Below are 20,575 nucleotides of genomic sequence, written 5' to 3' on the forward strand. Positions count from 1 at the left end.
TCTGAGATAAATCCTGAAAAGGGATCAGGCTGTTAGCGAAGGCGCGTCGCTGCGCAGCGTGGGGCAGAGCTGTAGCATTTCCAGTAAAATCGCCACATAGCTGCGGGCTTCCTCTTTGAGGTCAAAGGATTGCGGCGCAAAAAGCCAGTTTTCCATCAGGCCTGAAATGTAGCTGCGCATCAGAATAGCTGCCCGACGGGTCATCAGGTTGGCCGGTAACAGCTTTGCCTGCATACACAGGCTCAGGTTCTGTTCAATACGATCATAGCTCTCCAGGCTGAGGCTGCGTTGCGCCTCTTGCACCACCGCCATCTCGCCCACGTACTCGCATTTATGGAAAATAATTTCCATCATTAACCTGCGACGTTCTTCAACGACTGTCGCTTCAAGGATATATACTAATATTTCTCTCAATACTGAGAGTGGATCGTCAGGGAATTTTGCCCGATACTCACTCTCGAGATCGCTAATGCTGGACTCTGAAAGCTCCCAGATTTCACTGAACAGATCTGACTTGTCTTTAAAATGCCAGTAAATCGCTCCCCGCGTGACACCTGCGGCCTGAGCAATCTGTGCCAGCGAGGTTGATGAAACACCCTGCTGAGAGAACAAACGCATTGCCACATCCAGAATGTGTTGTCGGGTTTCCAGCGCTTGTTGTTTAGTTTTTCGTGCCATAGGTGGGTGAATTTACAGGAGTCAGATTTACATACATTTGTGAATGTATGTACCATAGCATGACGATAATATAAACGCAGCAATGGGTTTTTGGACTCAGGACCATTGATCAATTTGAAATCGGACACTAGAGGTTTACATATGAACAAAAACAGAGGGTTAACGCCTCTGGCGGTCGTTCTGATGCTCTCAGGCAGCTTAGCGCTTACAGGATGTGACAATAAACAGGCTCAACAAGGAGCTCAGCAGATGCCAGAAGTTGGCGTTGTGACGCTCAAATCCGAACCTCTTCAAATCACTACCGAATTACCCGGCCGTACAAATGCATATCGCATTGCGGAAGTTCGTCCTCAGGTGAGTGGCATTATCCTGAAACGTAACTTTACCGAAGGCGGTGATGTGAAAGCGGGTGAGTCTCTGTATCAGATTGATCCGGCAACCTATCAGGCATCTTATGAAAGCGCCAAAGGCGACCTGGCAAAAGCACAAGCCGCAGCCAAAATCGCCCAGTTGACGCTGAACCGCTACCAAAAACTCCTCGGTACCAAGTACATCAGTCAACAGGATTACGATACTGCCCTGGCAGATGCACAGCAGGCTAACGCGGCCGTAGTGGCAGCAAAAGCGGCAGTCGAAACCGCTCGCATTAATCTGGCCTATACCAAAGTGACCTCTCCGATTAGCGGTCGTATTGGTAAATCTTCCGTTACGGAAGGTGCACTGGTACAGAACGGTCAGGCTTCTGCGCTGGCTACCGTGCAGCAGCTTGATCCTATCTACGTCGACGTGACGCAGTCGAGCAACGATTTCCTGCGCCTGAAACAAGAGCTGGCTAACGGCACCCTGAAGCAGGAAAACGGCAAAGCCAAAGTGGAGCTGGTGACGAATGACGGTATCAAGTTCCCGCAGGAAGGTACGCTGGAATTCTCTGACGTGACGGTCGACCAGACCACCGGTTCCATCACCTTACGTGCGATTTTCCCGAACCCTGACAAAAATCTGCTGCCAGGTATGTTTGTTCGCGCACGTCTGGAAGAAGGGACCAACCCAACCGCACTTCTGGTTCCACAGCAGGGTGTGACCCGTACACCACGCGGGGATGCGAGCGCACTGGTTGTCGGGGCTGATGACAAAGTCGAAACGCGTAATATCACGGCAACACAGGCGATTGGCGATAAATGGCTGGTAACGGAAGGCCTGAAAGAAGGCGATCGCGTGATTATTACTGGTTTGCAAAAAGTTCGTCCTGGCGCGCAGGTCAAAGCACAGGAAGTGAAATCTGACGATAAACAACAAGCTTCGGCCGCTGGCCAGTCAGAACAAACCAAGTCTTAACTTAAACAGGAGCCGTTAAGACATGCCTAATTTCTTTATCGATCGCCCCATATTTGCGTGGGTGATCGCCATAATCATCATGTTGGCTGGGGGACTTGCGATCCTGAAGCTGCCTGTCGCGCAATATCCGACCATTGCGCCACCGGCGGTAACAATTTCCGCGACCTACCCAGGGGCTGATGCGAAAACAGTGCAGGACACTGTCACTCAGGTTATCGAACAGAACATGAACGGTATCGATAACCTGATGTACATGTCCTCAAACAGTGACTCCACCGGTACGGTACAGATCACTCTGACCTTCCAGTCAGGTACGGATGCTGACATCGCGCAGGTTCAGGTGCAGAACAAACTGCAACTGGCGATGCCGCTGCTGCCGCAGGAAGTACAACAGCAGGGTGTGAGCGTCGAGAAATCGTCCAGTAGCTTCCTGATGGTTGTCGGGGTTATTAACACCAATGGCACCATGACGCAGGAGGATATTTCCGACTACGTGGGCGCCAACATGAAGGATGCCATTAGCCGTACTTCTGGTGTGGGTGACGTTCAGCTGTTCGGTTCCCAGTACGCGATGCGTATCTGGATGGACCCGAACAAACTGAACAACTTCCAGCTGACGCCGGTTGATGTAATCAGTGCAATCAAAGCTCAGAACGCCCAGGTTGCTGCCGGTCAGTTAGGTGGTACGCCGCCGGTGAAAGGCCAGCAACTTAACGCGTCGATCATTGCGCAAACGCGTCTGACCTCTGCCGATGAGTTCAGCAAGATCCTGCTGAAAGTGAATCAGGACGGTTCACAGGTTCGCCTGCGTGACGTGGCAAAAGTGGAGCTGGGTGGCGAGAACTACGACATCATCGCGAAGTACAACGGCAAACCGGCATCCGGTCTGGGTATTAAGCTGGCAACAGGCGCTAACGCCCTGGATACGGCAAATGCGATCCGCGCAGAACTGAAGAAGATGGAACCGTACTTCCCTTCAGGCCTGAAAATTGTCTACCCGTATGACACCACGCCGTTCGTTAAAATCTCGATCCACGAAGTGGTTAAAACCCTGGTAGAAGCGATCATCCTGGTATTCCTGGTGATGTATCTGTTCCTGCAAAACTTCCGTGCGACGTTGATTCCAACCATCGCCGTTCCGGTCGTATTGCTCGGAACCTTCGCCATCCTGTCGATATTCGGTTATTCGATAAACACCCTGACGATGTTCGGGATGGTACTCGCCATCGGCTTGCTGGTGGATGATGCCATCGTAGTAGTAGAGAACGTCGAGCGTGTCATGGCGGAGGAAGGTCTGCCGCCGAAGGAAGCCACACGTAAATCAATGGGCCAGATCCAGGGCGCGTTGGTCGGTATCGCGATGGTACTGTCGGCGGTATTTATCCCGATGGCGTTCTTCGGGGGGTCTACCGGTGCGATTTATCGTCAGTTCTCGATTACCATTGTTTCTGCAATGGCGCTGTCAGTACTGGTTGCGTTGATCCTGACACCTGCACTGTGTGCCACCATGCTGAAGCCAATTCAGAAAGGCGGTCACGGCGAGCACAAAGGGTTCTTCGGCTGGTTTAACCGCATGTTTGATAAGAGCACGCACCACTACACCGACAGCGTGGGCAACATCCTGCGCAGCACCGGTCGTTACTTGCTGCTCTATATCATCATCGTGGTGGGCATGGCCTATCTGTTCGTTCGTCTGCCAAGTTCGTTCCTGCCAGACGAAGACCAGGGCGTGTTCCTGAGTATGGCTCAGCTTCCGGCGGGGGCGACACAAGAGCGTACCCAGAAAGTGCTGGATGAGATGACCGACTACTACCTCACCAAAGAGAAAGACAACGTTGAATCCGTGTTTGCGGTTAACGGCTTTGGTTTTGCGGGGCGTGGTCAGAACACCGGTATTGCCTTCGTTTCCCTGAAAGACTGGTCTGAACGTCCAGGTAAGGAAAACAAGGTCGAAGCGATTACTGGCCGTGCCATGGGCACGTTCTCGAAGATCAAAGATGCGATGGTCTTTGCCTTTAACCTGCCAGCGATTGTTGAACTGGGTACAGCGACTGGTTTCGACTTCCAGCTGATTGACCAGGGCGGTCTGGGCCACGAAAAACTGACGCAGGCACGTAACCAACTGTTCGGCGAAGTGGCGAAACACCCTGACCTGCTGGTTGGCGTGCGTCCTAACGGCCTGGAAGATACGCCTCAGTACAAGATCGATATCGATCAGGAAAAAGCACAGGCGCTGGGTGTTTCCATCAGTGACATCAATACCACACTGGGCGCTGCCTGGGGCGGTAGCTACGTCAATGACTTCATCGACCGTGGTCGTGTGAAGAAAGTGTACGTGATGTCAGAAGCCCAATACCGTATGTTGCCGAACGATATCAATAACTGGTACGTGCGCGGCAGTAACGGTCAGATGGTACCGTTCTCGGCGTTCTCAACATCACGCTGGGAATACGGTTCACCGCGTCTGGAGCGCTATAACGGTCTGCCTTCCATGGAAATTCTGGGTCAGGCTGCACCGGGTCGAAGCACCGGTGAAGCGATGGCGATGATGGAGCAACTGGCGAGCAAGCTGCCTTCGGGAATTGGCTACGACTGGACCGGTATGTCCTATCAGGAACGTCTGTCCGGTAACCAGGCCCCTGCCCTGTACGCCATCTCGCTGATTGTGGTCTTCCTGTGTCTGGCAGCACTGTACGAGAGCTGGTCGATTCCGTTCTCCGTCATGCTGGTGGTTCCGCTGGGGGTTATCGGTGCACTGCTTGCCGCAACGTTCCGTGGCCTGACCAACGACGTGTACTTCCAGGTAGGTCTGTTGACAACCATTGGCTTGTCGGCGAAGAACGCGATACTTATCGTGGAATTCGCCAAAGACCTGATGGAGAAAGAAGGTAAAGGCCTGATTGAGGCAACGCTGGAAGCGGTTCGTATGCGTCTGCGTCCAATCCTGATGACGTCGCTGGCGTTTATCCTCGGCGTTATGCCGCTGGTTATCAGCTCTGGTGCTGGCTCCGGTGCGCAGAACGCAGTAGGTACAGGGGTAATGGGTGGTATGGTCACCGCGACCATTCTTGCCATCTTCTTCGTACCGGTGTTCTTCGTGGTGGTTCGCCGCCGCTTCAGTCGTAAGAATGAAGATGTTGAACACAGTCATTCAGTAGAGCATCACTGATACCGGTTTCACATGAGAAAAAGGCCGCATTAGCGGCCTTTTTCATTTTCTGAAAAAATCATAAAATACGCTTATTGTGCTTCCATTTATTTCCTGCCATGTTTATTAGACATATCATAATTAACTGATAACTTAATCGGTGAATTCGGGATTTTTTTAATTTCATTTCCACGCTTAAGTTATTAGGAATATTCCTAACAGCAAGTCCGAACAAACAGAACTCAGGACCAGGACGTCTTCCCAACGTTTAAGCTAAACCGATGAAACGTAAGGGAGCGAAAAAAATTTATTGTTAATTTAGAGAAAAATGTTCAGTTCCGGACAAACATTTGCGTAAACGCTCGCAGTCTGCGGTTTTATTTGTAATTTTTCGTAATAGCGCGGTGAAATCTTGAATGGAGTGGCTTATAGTTAGAGATATCAGGAACACAGCACCCGTGTGGCTAAGTATGTTGTATCCATCCCGACAATGTTGTTCGGTGAGTAAGAAATCACTCAGAAGGGGATGCGCTATGGACGAGTACTCGCCAAAAAGGCATGATATCGCGCAGTTGAAATTTCTCTGCGAATCCTTGTACCATGACTGCCTTGCCAATCTTGATGAAAGTAACCATGGCTGGGTGAACGACCCAACGTCTGCCATCAATTTACAGTTGAATGAGCTGATAGAGCATATCGCAACCTTCGCACTTAATTATAAAATTAAGTACAATGAAGATAATAAGCTCATTGAGCAAATTGATGAATACCTGGATGACACCTTTATGTTGTTCAGCAGTTACGGCATTAACGCCCAGGATTTGCAAAAATGGCGTAAATCGGGAAACCGGCTATTCCGCTGTTTCGTCAACGTGAGCAGAGCTAACCCGGTTAGTCTTTCCTGTTAAAATTATTACAATTACTAAGGTGAATTTATGTCTGATAAACCACTCACAAAAATCGATTATTTGATGCGTTTACGACGTTGTCAGTCAATTGACACGCTCGAACGTGTCATTGAAAAGAATAAATACGAGCTTTCTGATAATGAACTGGCGGTATTTTATTCAGCTGCTGACCATCGTCTTGCTGAGCTGACGATGAATAAGTTGTATGACAAAATTCCTACTTCTGTATGGAAATTTGTCCGTTAATCTTTGAAGTGTGTCTGTAGAGTTCTACGCCACGTTCTGAACTGTATTCACCTATCCCGTTATGTTTCCTGTGCAAAAGCAGGCCTCCGTGTAAAACGTGCTCATCAGCAACAATGTTGTGACAATAGTCACATCGGTTATTAGGGAACGTTCCCATGCTGAGCGGTTAAGATTACCCTGCTGTAACTACGTTCAGAGAGGTTTCCAGGATGAGCATTGAAAAACAGAAGATGATAGCAGGTGAACCTTACCACCCCGGTGATGAGACATTACGGACCGACCGACTGAGAGCCCGCCATCTGATTCATCGCTATAACCACACCGCGCCTGATGAAAAAACAGAACGCCAGAACATTCTGGCGGAACTTCTGGGGCAAAGCGAAGGGGCTTATATTGAGCCGAGCTTCCGCTGCGACTATGGATATAACATTTATCTGGGTAAGGAGTTTTACGCTAACTTCGATTGCGTGATGCTGGATGTGTGCCCTATTCACATAGGTGATAACTGCATGCTCGCGCCGGGTGTTCATATTTATACGGCAACCCATCCACTGGACGCAGAGGAACGTAATAGCGGCGTGGAGTTTGGCAAACCCGTGAGTATTGGTAACAATGTCTGGATTGGCGGACGTGCGGTCATTAATCCAGGCGTAACCATTGGCGATAATGTGGTGGTGGCCTCCGGTGCTGTCGTGACGAAAGATGTCCCGGCCAATGTCGTCGTTGGCGGTAATCCGGCAAAAATCATCAAAAACCTGTAAAGCTGCGGGGGAGTCAACTGTTATGGTCTTTTAGCGCCATACTGTTACTTTTTTCAACCAAATGGCTCCCCTAAAATTGGCAGATCCCCTGTATTGTCAACTCTCATGAAGGCAAAAAATGACCGAGATACAGCGCCTGCTCACTGCCACCATCGACGATCTTAACCTCCGCGAAAAGCGCGACAATCGCCCGCGCTTTAGCATTAGCTTTATCCGCAAACATCCCGGACTGTTTGTCGCAATGTATGCCGCCTGGCTGGCGACGCTTATTGTGATGCTGAAATCCGAAACGCTGGTGGACTCCGTCTGGCTGCTCGTTGTGCTGTTTGTCGTTTTTAACGCCTTTTTCTTTTTCGACGTGAATCCCCGCTACCGCTACGAAGATATCGACGTACTCGATTTTCGGGTCTGCTACAACGGCGAGTGGTACAACACCCGTTACGTACCAACGGAGCTGATCGACAGCATCATGCACTCTCCGGCTGTCGAAAGCGTGCAAAAAGAGAAGCTACAGAAAATGATCTCTACCAAAGGTCAGCTTTCTTTCTACGATATCTTTACCCTTTCTCGCCCTGTTGCTGCGTAATTAACGCCTGCAGGCGTCGGATCCCCGGCACAAACTGAGAAGCAGAGGTATTGCCGTAACCTAAAACCAGACCGGTTTGCCCCTGCTTCTTATCCAGGTAATATCCGCTCAATGCAGCGGGGGCCAACTGAAACGCCCTCGCCTGCTCCACCAGCTTCTGGTCATCAATACCTTGTATTGTCAGCGTCAGATGCATTCCTCCCTCACCCGCAAGAATGCGATGCGGAGTATGAAGCTCCCCACTCAGCACCTCCCGCAACTGGCGGTAACGTTTACGATAGAGCCGGCGCATGGCGGCTAAATGACGGGCATAATGGCCTTCTTCAATAAACAGCGCCAGAGTACGCTGTTCAGCTCGGTGCCCACCGCGTAACAGCGCACCAATGGCCGGATGAGCCGCCTTTGCCAGCGCCGGGGGTAACACCATGAACCCCATTCTGAGCGATGGGAACAGGGTTTTGCTGAATGTCCCCAGATAGACAACAGGGGCGTTAGGTACCATTCCCAACATTGCCGGTACTGGCTCACCGGTGTAACGGAACTCACTGTCGTAATCATCCTCAATAATCCAGGCGTTATGTTGCCGGGCAAGTTCCAGCAGCGCCAGACGCCGTCGTGCGCTGAGTACGCTTCCGTAAGGGAACTGATGCGAAGGGGAGGTGAAAATAAGCGAGGGGGAAGGAACATCCAACCCTTCCCAGTACATTCCCTCGTCATCGACAGGTATTCCCGTCATCTTCAAACCATTTTTCACAAAGGCACTTTTTGCCCCGCTATATCCGGGATTTTCTACCCAGGCAACATCCCCCTGCTCGCTCAGCAGCATCGTACAAAGATTGACGCCCTCAAGAGCCCCTTCCGTTATTACAATCTGGCTGGCGTCGCAGTCAATTCCGCGAGACAGGGCAAGATGACGGGCGATAGCCGCCCGCAGCGACGGCTCCCCGGCAGGGGAACCATACCCCAACAAACCACTTCCCTCCTCCCGTAATACGCGATCGTACAAGCGTCGCCACAGCGGTAGAGGAAAATAGTTGATGGCAGGCGTCCCGGGGGTGAACGCCATAACCGGTGTATCCCGGGCCACTGGTGCAGGTAACAAGGAGACGCGCTTTGCGAGCGTGATGACAGCGTCCGGTAATGCCTGAGCGACAGAACGTTGAGCTAACTGTGCCACACGCGTTCCCTGGCGGTTACGCAGTAAGTATCCTTCGAGTGTGAGCTGCTCCAGCGCTGCATTCACGGTGTTCCGCGAAAGAGAAAGCTGATGCGCCAGCGTTCGCGAACCCGCAAGCTGGCAGCCAGACTGTAACCTGCCGCACAGTATGGCCTCCCGCAATGTTAGATAGAGCGTACGTTGAAGCGTCTCTTCCCCACGAACTTTCAGAGCAGCATTGAGCAACGTATAAAATTCATCACCCGGTATATTCATCCCACCTCCTGCTGGTACCACCAAAACATAGCCGAGTGGTTCTTTTTATGGAACCAGTAACTTACTAATCTGGAGCTCTTTTCAACGTCACGGATATTAAAATGAAGACATTCAATCAATTTGGTCAGCCAGTGGGAGAGCCCCTTATCGACTGGCAACCTCGTCAGCCCCCGTCCCGGGTTGTTCTTCAGGGGCGATATTGTCGACTTGTGCCTCTGCGGGTGGAGCATGCCGACGCACTGTTCAGCGCTTATTCCCGGGCCGAAGATACCCGCAGCTGGACATGGCTGCTACGGGAGCCAGATGCCTCGGCGGGTGAGTTTGCCGGGTGGGTAGCGGGCGTGTGTGAATTATCCGATCCCATTCACTTTACCGTAATTAATAACCAGACCCAGTCTCCGGTCGGAACACTGGCCCTGATGCGGATCGATCCTAAAAACGGTGTAGTGGAAGTGGGGCATGTTCATTTCTCCCCACTGTTAAGCCGCACGCCAGAGTCAACAGAAGCGCAATATCTGCTGATGCAGTACGTGTTCGATACTCTTGGCTACCGTCGTTATGAATGGAAATGTAACAGTCTGAACGAGCCATCGCGCAAGGCCGCACTGCGTCTTGGTTTTCAGTTTGAGGGGCGTTTTCGCCAGGCGCTGGTCACAAAAGGTCATAACCGGGATACCGACTGGTTTTCGATACTCGACAAAGAGTGGCCAGTGCTGGCGAAGGCCTTTGAAGGTTGGCTTGCCACCGACAATTTTACTGCCGATGGCAAACAGAAAAGATCCCTGGAAAGTTGGCGAGAAACACGCATCTAGCGTCTTTTTTTACGTCCCTGAACCGCTTTAAAGCGCGGGTTAGATTTGCAAATCACATATAAGCGTCCCTTGCGTTTGACTATCTGGCAATCCGGGTGACGCTGTTTCGCACTACGTAATGAGTTAAGTACCTGCATAGTTAGCCCCGTTTCGCATTAAGAAAACCACCAAAACGCTTGCGGAAGCGTGCCGCGCTGCCATCCGTAGAGAACGTTTTCTGCTTGCCGGTATAGAACGGATGCGATTTTGAAGAGACCTCAATAGTGATGTAGGGATAGGTTTCACCGTCGAGTTCAATTTCGCGGTCGGTTTTAATCGTCGAGCCAACTTTAAAGTACTCATTGGCACTGGTGTCGTGGAAAACCACGGTGCGATAGGCGGGATGGATATCTGGTTTCATCGTAAGCTCTTTATGTTTTGTTATAACATAACAAAATAATATCGAAGCTTTGCTGAAATAACAACCCCCTCTATCCTGATGCTATTTTCTTATTTGCCTTAGATAAAATGAAAACAACGTCGTACACGTGCTATAACTACATCATTTCGCGGTAAAATCTTTCTCTTCTGGCAGGGAACTCGGTGCCCAGGAACGGGCACATGAGGAAGGAAACGACAGCATGAATACCCGACATCTGGTCAGTCTGGTGACTGGCGTACTTATCCTTTCTGTGCTGCTCCCCATTTGCCTGAGCATCTGGCTTGCGCATCGCCAGGCGGAAGAACAATTTGTCGATGCGCTGGACAGGTATGCCTCACGTGTACTGGTACGTACTGACATAGTCGTGGAGCAGGCAAAAGAAGCGCTAAATCAGTTGCAGGCGTTTAAGGGAGTCTCCTGTAGCCCTTCACATTTGATGGAAATGCGCCGGTCCGCTTTCTCGTGGCGTTATGTCCAGGAAGTTATCTATGTCGACAACCTTAAAATCCGCTGCTCTTCCCTTGAGCAAGCCAGCAAAGCGGTCTATTTCCCCCCTCCGATGCGTATTACAGAAGATGGTTACAGCACATGGCTAACCACACAAAATGATCTCGGCTTTAACCGCTACATGGCTGTCATGGGCAAAGGTCATTATCTTGTGCTTATTGATCCGGCTTCACTTGTGGATGTGATCCCTTTAAGTCAGCTCACGATAAATGCTGCCCTGGTGGGGCACAAAACACATCTCATTTTTGCCAGCACCAACAAACTTGATCCGCATATCCGTAACATGGTTATGGGCCAGAAGGTCACCAGCATTCAATACAACGGCGCCATGTACGTGATGAAGCCGATTCCTGAGCTGGGTTTTACGGTGGTCGCCTGGGCAGCACTCAAGCCACTGGCGGAAACCTGGCATCAGCAACTTCTTTTCTGGCTCCCCTTTGGCATGCTGATAAGCCTGCTTGCCGCATTCTTTGTCTTGCGCGTGTTGCGCCGTATCCAGTCGCCGCGCAATCGCCTGCTTGACGCCATTAACAACCGCGACATTGTGGTTCACTATCAACCCATCGTAGCGCTTTGTAGCGGAAAAATTGTGGGTGCCGAGGCACTGGCACGCTGGCCTCAGCCAGACGGGAGCATCCTCGCGCCTGATATTTTTGTTCCACTTGCTGAGCAAACCGGGCTCATCTCGCAACTGACCCAGTTAGTTATCGAAAAAGTATTCGAAGATATGGGCAACTGGCTGCACCTTCACGAAGAACAGCATATCTCTATCAACCTGGCGCCAGCTGATTTGACCTCTGGCGATCTCCCCCCATTGCTGGGTCAATTACTGAATAAGTGGAAAATCCATCCTAAACAAATCGCCCTTGAGTTAACCGAACGTGGCTTTGCCGACCCTAAAATCAGCGCGCCAGCCATCGCCGCCTTCCGTCGTTCAGGGCACTCTGTCTATATTGATGATTTTGGCACTGGCTATTCCAGCCTGAGTTATCTGCAGGATCTTGATGTCGATACGCTAAAAATTGATAAATCGTTTGTGGATGCACTGGAGTACAAAAACGTCACCCCGCACATTATTGAAATAGCAAAATCGCTGAAACTGGCGATGGTTGCGGAAGGGATTGAGACCGCAGGACAGCTCGACTGGTTGCACCGCCACGGGGTGCAGTATGGGCAGGGGTGGTACTACAGTAAGGCGCTACCAAAAGCGGAATTTATTTTTTGGGCAGAAAATAACCTCAGGTCGCATTCTACTTAAGGTAGGATTTGATCACCTGTAACACCACGCCAAGATCAGCTTCACGTTGAGTCTCTTCTGGCTCTTTCACCACATGATCGGTCAGATGTCCTTCTATCACCTGCATCATCATGCCATTTACCGCCCCACGGATCGCCGCCAGCTGCTGTAACACGTCAGCACATTCGTGATCGCCATTAAGCATTTTTTCCAGGGCAGTGCTCTGTCCCTGTATTTTCTTCAGGCGAGTCAATAACATTTTTTTGTCGCGAATCGTATGTGACATCTCTTTATTCCTCATTTATTGGCTTTTAAAGCATATCACGCTCTACTCCCCCTGAGTATTTTTCTACTGGGGGGTAGTATTAACCTACTGGGGGGGAGTAGTATTTAATCTCGCTTTCCATTCCGGAATCTTCGATGAACGATTTTGCTTCACTCCTGCAGCAGGGCAACGCCTGGCTGTTTGTCCCCAGCGCTATCCTGCTCGGCGCGCTGCATGGCCTCGAACCGGGCCACTCAAAAACGATGATGGCCGCCTTTATCGTGGCAATCCGCGGTACGATGAAACAGGCTGTGATGCTCGGGCTGGCGGCAACACTTTCCCACACGGCGGTGGTCTGGATCATTGCCATGGCTGGCTTATGGTTTGGTCAGGGATGGGATGCACACACGTCCGAGCCCTGGTTCCAGCTGATCTCCGGGGTATTGATCATAGCAATCGCCTTGTGGATGGCCTGGCGAACCTGGAAAGAGAGTCAGCCGCACGATCACCATCACGATCACCACCATGACCATGACCATGAGCATCACCACCATGGACATCAACTGGTTGAGGAGGAGTGGCAGGACGCCCATCAACGGGCGCACGCACAGGATATTAACCGACGTTTCACCGGTCAAAATGTCACCACCGGGCAGATCGCGATGTTTGGCCTGACCGGGGGGCTTATCCCCTGCCCTGCATCCATTACAGTCCTGCTGATCTGCCTGCAACTGAAGCATTTTGCTCTCGGCGCAACGCTGGTGTTCAGTTTCAGTATTGGTCTGGCGATCACGCTGGTGGCTTCCGGCGCAATTGCCGCTTTAAGCCTCAAGCATGCGTCAAAACGCTGGCCCGGGTTTAGCAAAATTTCACGAAAAGCGCCGTGGATCTCAGCGGCACTGATTACCCTGGTAGGGGTTTACATGGGCCTGCATGGATTAAGCGGGATCCTGGCTTAAGCATACGGCCACCCCAGGTGGCCGCATCTCAGAGGTTAGTTAAGGTTCTGCCGCCAGCTGAAGGTATAACGAAGCTGGCGCTCCTGCAGGATGAATTCCGGCGAGACACTGGGGCTCCAGGAATCGTCGCCGCCCACGCCCATATGGAACGCATCAAGATTGAGCCAGCAACCCGGCTCCTCACGCAATAAATGATGATGGGTTGTCTCACGCAACTGCTGTTGGCTGTAGCGGCTCGCGGAGAAATGGAATCGACCCTTTAACTGGTGCCTTCCCAGCACAAGTTCGCGAGTATCGCAGCGCAAACCATTTTCCGTCGGGAAAATATACGGTGTGTGCATCGCCTCCAGAGGTAATCTCCAGCGCCCCTGCTGCGCCGCCAGCTTTCTGTCCGGGTAGTTTTCATGTGGACCCAACCCCAGCCAGTGAACATTTTCCGGTGCTTCGACGAGATGAACGCTCAGGCCAATGCGCGCGGGTTCCGGGATATCAGACGCAACATCGACCTGAATATCACCATGCAGCACACCCTGATCATCCACCCGCCAGATTTTACGACTCAGGAACTGCGCTTTGCCACCAAACTCCAGGGCATGCAGGGTGGTGACCACCACCTCACCTGCGTGCTGTTCTGCCTCACAGACCAGCACGCGCGAAGTGAGATCGTACATACCTGCCGCTTTCCAGCGCTCAACCCAGGCATTCGGATCGATTTGCGTCGCTTCACTCACACCAATGTCGTTGTCCAGCGGCGCACGGCTAAAGTTATCCGTCACAGGTGAAATCAGCGTTTCAACACCATTACGCCACCATTGGGTCAGGTTTCCTGACAGGCGGTCGAACTGCCAGCGTTGTTGCTGGTGCGTAACCTCAAGCATACGAGCGTTTTGCGTCAAAACAGGAGCCACACCCGTGGGAGCTGGCGGTGAAATAAACAGCGGGGCCGGAAGCGGCCACTGTTCCCATGCGCAGCGATGGTTTGCCAGCGACCACGGTGTTGCCCGCGGTTGAGATACTTCAACATTCAGCCAGACTTCACCCGGTTCAGGCTTGATCTCCGGAAGATCGATTTCCACATGCTGAGTTCCTCCGGGAGCAATAGCGAGCGTCACCTCACCCACAGCCAGCACTTTCCCATCCCGGGCTATCGTCCATTTCAGCACTTCGTTATCGGTATGGCGGAACAGATAGTCGCTTCGCACCGCAATCACCCGTGGTAACGTCCTCACCCACGTAAAAGTGAAAAACTGCTGCGCGCGCTGCGCCTCATACAGCGCCGGATGTGGCGTGCGATCGGGAAACACCAGGCCATTGAGACAGAACTGACGGTCATTCGGTTTATCGCCAAAGTCTCCACCGTACGCCCAGAACGTGTTGCCATTTTCGTCTTTTTTCGTCAGGGCCTGATCGACCCAGTCCCAGACAAAACCACCCTGCAGGCGAGGATGGTTGCGAAACGCCTGCCAGTATTTCGCGAATCCACCGAAGCTGTTACCCATCGCGTGGGCGTATTCGCAGAGGATCAACGGACGCGTTTCATCCGGCATGCCGATCCATTTTTTGATTGACCATTTGGGGACTGCCGGGAAAGGCTGGTCCTGGTCGACCCTGGCATACATCGGGCAAACAATATCGGTCGCCGCCGTGTTTGCCCCACCGCCTTCATACTGTACCGGGCGCGTTGGGTCCGTGGTTTTTAGCCAGCGGTACATGGCATCGTGATTCGCGCCATGCCCGGACTCATTGCCCAGAGACCAGATGATAATAGAAGGATGATTACGATCGCGTTGCACCATACGGGTCACACGCTCGCTCATGGCGGGCAACCAGCGCGGATCGTCAGCGAGACGGCTCATCGGCACCATGCCATGGGTTTCGATATTGGCTTCGTCAACAACATATAACCCGTAGCGGTCGCATAACGTGTACCACAGTGGATGGTTCGGGTAGTGCGAGCAGCGTACAGCGTTAAAGTTGTGCTGCTTCATGATTTCGATATCACGGCGCATTGTCGCTTCGTCCATCACCTGGCCATTTTCCGGGTGATGTTCGTGCCGGTTTACCCCGCGTATCAGCAGCGGTTTACCGTTGAGTTTCAGCAGACCGTTACTGATTTCAACGCGACGGAAGCCAACATCGCAGGCTTCAATCTCCAGCACGTTGCCCTGCGCATCCCGAAGCGCGATTGTCAGGCGATACAGCTCCGGTGTTTCAGCACTCCATAGCGCCGGGGCCTCAACGGGAATGGCTACCGTTAAACGCTCGGCCCAACTGCCGCGCTCATCCACAATGGCAGACCCTGGGCACTGGGTTGCGCTGACGCATTTTTCCCCATTACGCCACAGGGTAAAGGCCACCTCGCAGTCTGCAAAACCAGCACCTGCAAGCTGGACATCGACCTTCAGTACTGCACGGTCCAACTCTGCATTCAGGTCTGTCGCCACCTGATAATTGGCAATATGCGTCTCGGGTTTATGCAGCAACGTCACATCGCGGAAAATGCCGCTCATGCGCCACATGTCCTGATCTTCCAGATAACTACCGTCGCACCAGCGTAATACCATAACGGCCAGCCGGTTTTGTCCGGGGCGTAATGCCGCCGAGAGATCAAATTCGGCGGGCAGTCGGCTGTCCTGGGAATACCCCATCCACTGCCCGTTGCACCACAGATGAAACGCCGAGTTCACGCCGTCAAAGATAATCCGGGTTTGCCCGCTATGCAGCCAGGCATCATCCACTTCAAATGTGAGCGAGTAACAACCGGTCGGGTTTTCGTGAGGAACGAAAGGTGGGTTAACAGGTATAGGATAAGTAACGTTGGTGTAGATGGGGGTGTCAAACCCCTGCATCTGCCAGTTAGACGGTACGGGCATCGCGACTGCATCCGCGCAATCTTCTGTCACCCATGTCTGGGGAACCTGCTCCGGAGCTGGGAAGTAGCTAAATTGCCATTCTCCGTTAAGGGAGTGCTTGCTGAGGGAACCGGCATCATCCCGGGCTGGTTGTTCATGACGCCAACTGTGTAACGGCGCGTGTGCAGCCAGGCGGTTCCACTGAGTTACCCCTGGGTTTTCCCAGTCCCGACGGGCCAGTATTGCGCTGAGAGTCAGCGATGGTGTGTTGGGCATATCGACCTCTTTGCGAAGCGCTCACAATTTTGCTTAACATGCCCTGGCACTGAGTTACGGTAAAGTGTTCGATCGTGGGGTAGCGAGTCAGATCACAAAAGTCTTATTTACGGGCAAGTTGTTCGGCCCGTAGCGCCAGGCTTCTGAGCTGCTGCGCGAGTTCCTCATATTCTGCCTGCTGCGGTACACGGCGCGCGCTGGAATGACGGGTTACCAGCGTAACAGACAACTGAACCTGCCAGCACTCATCACCCTGAGTGGGCGCCAGCAGCCATTCCACACTTTGCTCTCCCGCCTCACGAAACGCCTGACGAACGGTCGTCAGCGGCGGAGAAAACCAGGCGCTGTCTGCGGTATCGTCAAACCCAACCACGGATATCTGGCCGGGAATAGATATCCCCTTTTCTGCGCAGGCACGCATTACTCCGAGCGCCATTTGATCGTTCGCCACCAGAATGGCATCAGGTAATTCCGCCGCCGATAACAGCACATGTCCTTTCTCATACCCACACGCCGCACTCCAGTCACCATATGCCACCGCGTTAGCTTCAAGACCAGCCTGTGCCAGCGTAGCTTTCCAACCCGCCATACGCGACCGCGCAGAAACCGAGCTTTCCGGTCCGCTCAGCAGGGCAATGCGTTGATGCCCTAATGAAAGTAAATGCTCAACGCCCAGACGTGCCCCCTGCTCGGCATTAAACACCAGGCTGTTCACCTGCGCTGAAGGCGATACATCGAGGAACAACACCGGGACGGGTGACGCCAGCGCCCTGAGCTGTTCAGCGTGATGATCGTCAAGCGGAACATTCACCAGCAGCGCTTCCACACGCTGCGCCAGCAACGCCTGAAGCGCGATCTGACACTGCTGCGGTTGCTCAACCATGGAAATAAGGACGCTCGCCCCCTGCTCCGCCGCACGCGATTTTACCGCCGACACAATTTGCGAAGGCGCGTGCAGGGCCAGGTCGGTAGTGATGAGACCCAGCGTACGGGTGCGTTTACCCGCCAGCTGCTGTGCCCGAAGGTTAGGAACGTAGTGCAGCTCCGCCATCGCCTGCTGCACCTTTTCCCGCGTTCGGGCAGAGACATGTTCCGCATCGTTAATGACACGGGACACGGTCTGATAAGAAACCCCCGCATGGAGGGCAACATCATAGAGAGTGATTGCTTTCATGCATTCTGGCATCGCAATTTTAGAAGCTTCTATTCTGGCACAGCGACGCCGTTAAAGCATGTGAGCGCTTCGCAAAATTAAACAACCCGTTCCGGCTGAGGTACTTTCTCAATGCGTGGCTTGTGGCGGAACCAGGGCAGACAGAGCTGGATAAGCGGGCCAATGGTCAGGGCATACAAGACGGTTCCCACACCAAACGTGCCGCCAAGCACGCACCCAATCAGCAGGACGGACACTTCAATTGACGTACGCACGCTGCGAATTGACCACCCCATACGAGCATGAATACCCGTCATCAAACCATCGCGCGGGCCAGGCCCGAAACCGGCACCGATGTACATGCTGGTCGCAATCGCGTTCATCACGATGCCCGACACCAGGAAAGCGATTCGAATGGATAAGGAATCAAGTTCCGGGATAAGCGCCATGCTGGCGTCCGCCGCCAGACCGATACAAATCACGTTACTGATTGTGCCAAGACCCGGCATCTGACGCAGGGGGATCCACAGCAGCAGCACCGCAGCGCCGGTCACAATGATCACCGTCCCGATAGTCATCCCCAGTTGTATCCCTACCCCAAGGTGGAAAACATCCCATGGATCAACACCCAGATCAGAACGAATAAACATCGCGGTTGAAAGCCCATACAGCCCTAAACCAACATAAAGTTGTAGCAGACGACGTACCATTTTTTATCTTCTCCAGTGAACCAGACTTTCATCCTGACCTAAAATGGCACTATGATTAATGTCCAGTTTTCAAATAGTGGACTGCATATGTCATCACGTCGCTTCGGAAGCCAGTCTATGGTACGTCTTTTAGGCCACTGGCAGCAAACCTCATCCCGCACCCCACTCTGGCGTCAGCTGGCCGACGCGCTGCGTCTGTTAATCCTTGATGGCAGACTGGCACTGAATACGCGGCTACCAGGCGAAAGGGAACTGGCCACCGCGCTGGATGTGAGCCGGACGACTATCAGCAGCGCCCTCGCCCATCTGCGCGAAGAGGGATACCTCGAAAGCCGACACGGCAGTGGATCACGCGTGATCCTCCCGGATACGCGCGCGGTTCCAACGCTTTCAGCGGCAAGCGCCGCGCTGGATCTCTCCACTGCCGCGCTCAATGCCGGGCCAGAGATCCACCAGGCTTACACCCATGCGCTCACGGCCATTACCCAGCATCTCTCGCTGACGGGTTACGATCAGCTTGGGTTGCCGTCACTGCGGGAAGCCATCGCTGCACGCTATACCTCGCGTGGTCTTCCGACCCGGGCGGACGAGGTGATGGTGGTTAATGGAGCCGTCAGTGGTTTTGCGCTGGTACTGCGGATGATGACCGGGCCGGGGGATCGTGTCGTGGTCGATCATCCCACCTATCCGCTGGCGATTGCCGCCATTCAGGGGGCGCAATGCCGGCCCGTGGGAGTGTCACTGCCGGAAACCGGCTGGGATACAAATGGCTTTGCGGCAACGCTTGCCCAGACGGCGCCTCGTCTGGCGTATCTGATGCCAGATTTTCATAACCCGACCGGGCGATATATGGATATCGCGACGCGTCAGGCAATAACTGATATCGCCGCGCAAACCCGCACGGCGCTGGTGGTGGATGAGACGATGGTCGATCTCTGGTTTGACTCACCGCCACCGCCACCACTGGCATCGTTTAACCCGCAAGCCAACGTAATCACGCTAGGTTCTGCCGGAAAAAGTTTCTGGGGAGGGTTGCGTCTCGGCTGGATCCGCGCCTCTTCGCGCACCATCGCGACACTCGCTCAGACCCGAGATACCCTGGATCTGGGTTCTCCGCTGCTGGAGCAACTGGCGACGCTGTGGCTGATTAACAATAGCGAGACGTTTCTCCCTGCTCGTCGAAAAATGTTGGCAGAACGACGTGATCGATGTGGTGAATTGCTACGTGAACATTTCCCGGAATGGAAATTTCATGAAGCGGAAGGTGGGCTCTCATACTGGATCGAACTACCTGGTATGCAGGCAACACAGTTAGCCGCACGAGCAGAAATACTGGGGATCAACCTGGGGACTGGCACACGGTTTGGCTTATCGGGGGCATTCGACCGCTATTTACGGATGCCTTTTTCGCTCGAACCGACAGAGCTTGAACAGGCTTTACTGAGGATCAAACCACTCTGGCTCGCTCTGAATAAAAACGCGCCGTCAGTAAAACGCAGTCTGGTGTAATATTTAAAAATTTGAAGTAGATCATAAAATAAAAACTGCTGACTGTAATACATGCAGTCAGCAGTTTTCACCTGTCAGGATTTAGTGCTGAGGAGGAATAGGAAAACCTTTCAGTGAAATAACGAAGCTTTCACCGTCTTTCTTTATTTTTGCGCCGGTATCACACCAGTCAGACGCAATACGAAAGAACTCATCACTTCCGACATTCCAGCCAAGACGTACATGCTTCACGTAGCCTGAACGCAACAAATCACAGGCCTCTTTGTAGTCACTGGCAGTAGACAGTTGTTGTTTCATTTTCTCTTCTTCAGAAGTTTACGTAGAGCTTTGATTTCTTTAGGAGTAAAAGGAGTAACACTCTCTTCTTCCGTATGCTGATTATCAATATCCTCTTCCGATACTCCCGCCTCTTCTACTGCTTCAAATGCCAGCAGCAGCAGTTTCTCTGTCGTCACGCTTAAATTCTCGTTATTCACTTCCGCATAGTGACGAAGTCTTTCTTTTAGCGCGCCATCAATTTTAACGTTTAATACCGCAGTAGCCATGTTTGTCACTTCCCTTAGGAATAAGTGCTTTATTTAATACACGAAGTTAACAATGTTATCCAGATATATATTTTTTTGAGTTATGGAAGAAAATAGACATCCAATGATAAAATGACAGTCTATTATTACAGGTTTATGACAATAATATTTCAATGCGATGAAATATATATTACACGATATAGGCGCATAAATATTGCAGACTAACCGTTTAAGGGAAAAGGAGATGCAGGGAAAA

Annotated in this window: 20 protein-coding genes; 10 read left to right on the plus strand and 10 right to left on the minus strand. The window is 52.3% G+C overall.

The genetic code is table 11. The annotated features are described in order from the left end of the window. Positions 1–24: 24 nt before the first annotated feature. Positions 25–678 (minus strand): multidrug efflux transporter transcriptional repressor AcrR, encoded by a 654-nt coding sequence (gene acrR / locus V6E55_RS05740; RefSeq protein ID WP_316942362.1) that lies wholly within the window; start codon positions 676–678, stop codon positions 25–27. Between the two features lie 141 nt (positions 679–819). Here acrR and acrA point away from each other — a divergent pair, with 141 nt between their 5' ends. The 6 genes from acrA (at position 820) to V6E55_RS05770 (ending at position 7,662) form a co-directional block, all read left to right on the plus strand. Then, entirely contained in the window at positions 820–2,013 is a 1,194-nt protein-coding gene (gene acrA / locus V6E55_RS05745) for a multidrug efflux RND transporter periplasmic adaptor subunit AcrA (RefSeq protein ID WP_114977962.1), read from the plus strand. A 22-nt stretch (positions 2,014–2,035) separates the two neighbouring features. After that, positions 2,036–5,182 (plus strand): multidrug efflux RND transporter permease subunit AcrB, encoded by a 3,147-nt coding sequence (gene acrB / locus V6E55_RS05750; protein ID WP_114977961.1) that lies wholly within the window; start codon positions 2,036–2,038, stop codon positions 5,180–5,182. 512 nt (positions 5,183–5,694) lie between these two features. After that, a complete protein-coding gene (gene tomB / locus V6E55_RS05755; RefSeq protein ID WP_008499288.1) occupies positions 5,695–6,069 on the plus strand; it encodes an Hha toxicity modulator TomB in 375 nt (124 codons plus the stop codon). A 27-nt stretch (positions 6,070–6,096) separates the two neighbouring features. Continuing rightward, complete coding sequence (locus V6E55_RS05760; RefSeq protein WP_008499287.1) at positions 6,097–6,315, plus strand: HHA domain-containing protein; 219 nt, start codon at positions 6,097–6,099, stop codon at positions 6,313–6,315. 209 nt (positions 6,316–6,524) lie between these two features. Then, positions 6,525–7,076, plus strand: a complete 552-nt coding sequence (maa, locus tag V6E55_RS05765) for a maltose O-acetyltransferase (RefSeq protein ID WP_316942363.1) — start codon at positions 6,525–6,527, stop codon at positions 7,074–7,076. Positions 7,077–7,194: 118 nt separating this feature from the next. Continuing rightward, a complete protein-coding gene (locus tag V6E55_RS05770; protein WP_316942364.1) occupies positions 7,195–7,662 on the plus strand; it encodes a YlaC family protein in 468 nt (155 codons plus the stop codon). Here V6E55_RS05770 and pdxR read toward each other — a convergent pair. Further along, positions 7,634–9,094 (minus strand): MocR-like pyridoxine biosynthesis transcription factor PdxR, encoded by a 1,461-nt coding sequence (gene pdxR / locus V6E55_RS05775; RefSeq protein ID WP_316942365.1) that lies wholly within the window; start codon positions 9,092–9,094, stop codon positions 7,634–7,636. The two genes, V6E55_RS05770 and pdxR, sit on opposite strands and share 29 nt — an antisense overlap. Positions 9,095–9,195: 101 nt before the next feature. Here pdxR and V6E55_RS05780 point away from each other — a divergent pair, with 101 nt between their 5' ends. Beyond that, entirely contained in the window at positions 9,196–9,906 is a 711-nt protein-coding gene (locus tag V6E55_RS05780) for a GNAT family N-acetyltransferase (protein WP_316942366.1), read from the plus strand. Here V6E55_RS05780 and ykgO read toward each other — a convergent pair. Then, the gene (gene ykgO, locus V6E55_RS05785) at positions 9,903–10,043 is read right to left on the minus strand and encodes a type B 50S ribosomal protein L36 (RefSeq protein ID WP_003859006.1); all 141 of its coding nucleotides are present in this window, start codon (positions 10,041–10,043) and stop codon (positions 9,903–9,905) included. The two genes, V6E55_RS05780 and ykgO, sit on opposite strands and share 4 nt — an antisense overlap. Before the next feature lie 2 nt (positions 10,044–10,045). Next, entirely contained in the window at positions 10,046–10,306 is a 261-nt protein-coding gene (locus V6E55_RS05790) for a type B 50S ribosomal protein L31 (protein ID WP_010428154.1), read from the minus strand. 220 nt (positions 10,307–10,526) lie between these two features. Here V6E55_RS05790 and V6E55_RS05795 point away from each other — a divergent pair, with 220 nt between their 5' ends. Then, positions 10,527–12,092 (plus strand): EAL domain-containing protein, encoded by a 1,566-nt coding sequence (locus tag V6E55_RS05795; RefSeq protein ID WP_316942367.1) that lies wholly within the window; start codon positions 10,527–10,529, stop codon positions 12,090–12,092. Here V6E55_RS05795 and V6E55_RS05800 read toward each other — a convergent pair. Continuing rightward, on the minus strand, positions 12,085–12,357 hold the full coding sequence (locus tag V6E55_RS05800; RefSeq protein ID WP_114977955.1) for a metal-sensing transcriptional repressor: 273 nt from the start codon (positions 12,355–12,357) through the stop codon (positions 12,085–12,087). The genes V6E55_RS05795 and V6E55_RS05800 overlap by 8 nt on opposite strands. A gap of 134 nt (positions 12,358–12,491) precedes the next feature. Between V6E55_RS05800 and V6E55_RS05805 the strand changes: the two genes are divergently transcribed. Beyond that, positions 12,492–13,295 carry a nickel/cobalt efflux protein RcnA gene (locus V6E55_RS05805; protein ID WP_316942368.1) on the plus strand — a complete coding sequence of 268 codons (804 nt, stop codon included), beginning with the start codon at positions 12,492–12,494 and terminating at the stop codon, positions 13,293–13,295. 35 nt (positions 13,296–13,330) lie between these two features. On the opposite strand, the gene V6E55_RS05810 is transcribed toward V6E55_RS05805, so the two are convergent. The 3 genes from V6E55_RS05810 to yczE all read right to left on the minus strand — a co-directional run bounded on the left by V6E55_RS05810 (position 13,331) and on the right by yczE (position 18,286). Further along, on the minus strand, positions 13,331–16,423 hold the full coding sequence (locus V6E55_RS05810; RefSeq protein ID WP_316942369.1) for a beta-galactosidase: 3,093 nt from the start codon (positions 16,421–16,423) through the stop codon (positions 13,331–13,333). Positions 16,424–16,526: 103 nt separating this feature from the next. Next, positions 16,527–17,597 (minus strand): LacI family DNA-binding transcriptional regulator, encoded by a 1,071-nt coding sequence (locus tag V6E55_RS05815; protein WP_316942370.1) that lies wholly within the window; start codon positions 17,595–17,597, stop codon positions 16,527–16,529. A gap of 77 nt (positions 17,598–17,674) precedes the next feature. Beyond that, the gene (gene yczE / locus V6E55_RS05820; protein WP_316942371.1) at positions 17,675–18,286 is read right to left on the minus strand and encodes a membrane protein YczE; all 612 of its coding nucleotides are present in this window, start codon (positions 18,284–18,286) and stop codon (positions 17,675–17,677) included. A gap of 87 nt (positions 18,287–18,373) precedes the next feature. Here yczE and yczR point away from each other — a divergent pair, with 87 nt between their 5' ends. Next, positions 18,374–19,795 carry a MocR-like transcription factor YczR gene (yczR, locus tag V6E55_RS05825; protein WP_316942372.1) on the plus strand — a complete coding sequence of 474 codons (1,422 nt, stop codon included), beginning with the start codon at positions 18,374–18,376 and terminating at the stop codon, positions 19,793–19,795. Positions 19,796–19,876: 81 nt separating this feature from the next. On the opposite strand, the gene V6E55_RS05830 is transcribed toward yczR, so the two are convergent. Then, entirely contained in the window at positions 19,877–20,092 is a 216-nt protein-coding gene (locus tag V6E55_RS05830; protein WP_013095877.1) for a hypothetical protein, read from the minus strand. After that, positions 20,089–20,340, minus strand: a complete 252-nt coding sequence (locus V6E55_RS05835; protein WP_114977949.1) for a hypothetical protein — start codon at positions 20,338–20,340, stop codon at positions 20,089–20,091. Before V6E55_RS05835 ends, V6E55_RS05830 begins: the two co-directional genes overlap by 4 nt. Between the last annotated feature and the right edge of the window lie 235 nt (positions 20,341–20,575).

It is taken from the genome of Enterobacter sp. 342 (assembly GCF_036663495.1).
Lineage (GTDB): Bacteria > Pseudomonadota > Gammaproteobacteria > Enterobacterales > Enterobacteriaceae > Enterobacter.